The sequence below is a fragment of the Methylibium sp. genome (assembly GCF_013817365.1).
Classification (GTDB): domain Bacteria; phylum Pseudomonadota; class Gammaproteobacteria; order Burkholderiales; family Burkholderiaceae_C; genus Methylibium.
Window position 1 is genome coordinate 1 of the sequence record NZ_JACDCU010000563.1, and the last position, 2,212, is coordinate 2,212.

At 66.4% G+C, this 2,212-nt stretch carries 3 protein-coding genes; all 3 read right to left on the bottom strand.

All coding sequences use genetic code 11. The annotated features are described in order from the left end of the window. Positions 1–79 precede the first annotated feature (79 nt). Genes H0W38_RS21310 through motB form a run of 3 tightly spaced genes read right to left on the bottom strand, consistent with a single transcriptional unit; the run spans position 80 to position 2,208 of the window. On the bottom strand, positions 80–742 hold the full coding sequence (locus tag H0W38_RS21310) for a protein phosphatase CheZ (protein WP_292457977.1): 663 nt from the start codon (positions 740–742) through the stop codon (positions 80–82). An 11-nt stretch (positions 743–753) separates the two neighbouring features. Then, positions 754–1,149, bottom strand: coding sequence for a chemotaxis response regulator CheY (cheY, locus tag H0W38_RS21315; RefSeq protein WP_292444094.1), 396 nt, complete (start codon positions 1,147–1,149; stop codon positions 754–756). 57 nt (positions 1,150–1,206) lie between these two features. Continuing rightward, positions 1,207–2,208 carry a flagellar motor protein MotB gene (motB, locus tag H0W38_RS21320; protein ID WP_292444091.1) on the bottom strand — a complete coding sequence of 334 codons (1,002 nt, stop codon included), beginning with the start codon at positions 2,206–2,208 and terminating at the stop codon, positions 1,207–1,209. Between the last annotated feature and the right edge of the window lie 4 nt (positions 2,209–2,212).

A 2,212-nucleotide genomic window follows, 5' to 3' on the forward strand; every position in this document is an offset into this window, starting at 1 on the left:
CCCCCCCCCCCCCCACCGCCGCACCGAAGCGAAGCCCGCCGCCCGCCCGCGGCTTTGCGGCCCGCCAAAACCAAGCAACTCAGAACCCCAAACTCGCCAGCAGATCGTCTACCTCGCCCTGGTCCTGCACAACGTCCGTCCTGCCCTGCGGGTCCACCACCGGCCCGTTGAGCAGCGTGGCCTCGACCTTTTGCGCCTGCTCCGGCGGCGCCGCCTGCAGCAGCAGCTTGACCAGGCTGTCTTCCAGGTCGCTGGCCAAAGCCACCACCTTGGCGACCACCTGGCCGGTCAGGTCGTGAAAATCCTGGGCCATCATGATGTCGGTCAGGTGGCCGTCGATGCGCGCCGTGGCCGACTCGACATCGCCCACGAAGTTCATCACTGCGCCCGAGGCCACCGCCTTGACCGGATCGGCCACGATGGCCGCGGCGATGCGGCGCGTCTCGGCGGCGATGTGGCTGTGCTCGGTCTTGGCATGGTCCACCGAGTTGAGCACCTTGTCGGCAGCCGCGCCGGTTTTCTCGGCGATGTAGTTCAGCCGGCTGCGCGCGTCGGGCAGGCCCTCGGCAGCGCTTTGCAGTTTGGGCATGACGCCGAGCTGCGACAAGGTGTCGTGCAGCTGACGAGTGATGTGCCCCAGCTGCTGGAACACCTCGGGCGAAGCAGCAGCGGCGCCGACGGCAGGAGCGGCGCAGGCGCTTGCGCTCGGGGCCGTCTTCACGGCCTCATCAATCAACAGCATGTCGATGTCCTTCAGGCCGTGGCCGCGAGTTTTTGCATGATCTTCTGCACCTTCTCTTCCAAGGTGGCCTTGGTGAAGGGCTTGACGATGTAGCCGGCGGCACCCGTCTGGGCGGCCAGCACGATGTCTTCCTTGCGCGCCTCGGCGGTGACCATCAGCACGGGGATGTGCTTGAGGCTGTCGTCGGACTTCACCGCCTTGAGCAGGTCGAAGCCGTTCATGTTGGGCATGTTGATGTCGCTGACCACGAAGTCGAACTTCGTGTTCTTGAGCATCTGCAGCGCGACCGCGCCGTCTTCGGCTTCTTCGGCATTGTTGTAGCCGATCTCCTTGAGCAGGCCGCGCACGATGCGCCGCATGGTCGAGAAGTCGTCCACGATCAGGAATTTGAGGTCGGGTGTGCTCATGGTGCTGGGGTCCTCGCGAGGAAACGGGTGTCGCGGATGAGGCGGGGTCTACAAGGGTTATCGGGTGATGGCCGGCGCACTTGAGGCCGTCGCCGCCATCTCGACGGGCAGCGCGAGCAGCTCTGGCGGCAGCGTCGGCAAAGTCGGCAGCGTCGGCAGCTCGGGCGGTGCTGCATCGGCCTCGTTCGGAACGACGCCGTGCAAGCGGTCTTCGGCGTCGCGGTTCATCACGATGATGCTGATGCGCCGGTTGATCGGGTTGAGCGGCTGCTCGCGGTCGTATAGCAGGCTGGCGGCCAGGCCCTGCACGCGCAGCACTTGCGCATCGGCCAGGCCGCCGGCGAGCAGTTCGCGCCGCGAGGCATTGGCGCGGTCGCTCGAGAGCTCCCAGTTGCTGTAGCCGGCCACGCCCGAGCCGAACGGCGCGGCGTCGGTGTGGCCCTCCAGCGTGAGCTTGTTGGGCACCTCGGTCAGCACGCCGGCGATGGTGCGCAGCAACTCGCGCATGTAGGGCTGCACCACCGAGGAGCCGGTCGTGAACATCGGCCGGTTCTGCTCGTCGACGATCTGGATGCGCAGGCCGTCCTGCGTCATGTCGAGCCGCATCTGCGACCCGAAGGGGGCCAGCCTCTCGCTGCTGGCGATCAGGTCCTCGACACGAAGCTTGAGCGTCAGCAGCTGCTGCGCTTCTTCTTCCTTCTGCCGTGCCTTCAGGGCCCGCAGCGTGTAGTGCTTGCGCTGCGCTTCGACATCGCCCTTCTTGCGCTGGCCATCGCTCAGGGTAAGGTCCTCGCCGCCGCCGCGCAGCACGCTCGACGAATCGCCCGAGCCGGCGCCGCCGAGCATGGAGATCTTCACCGGGTTGTTGAAGTAGTCCTGGATGCCCTTGCGGTCGCCTTCGGTGGTCGAGCCCAGCAGCCACATGAGCAGGAAGAAGGCCATCATCGCCGTCACGAAGTCGGCGTAGGCGATCTTCCAGGCGCCGCCATGGTGAGCGTGGCCGCCCTTCTTGACGCGCTTGATGATGATCGGCTGCAGTTTCTTGGCGTCACCGGCCATGCTC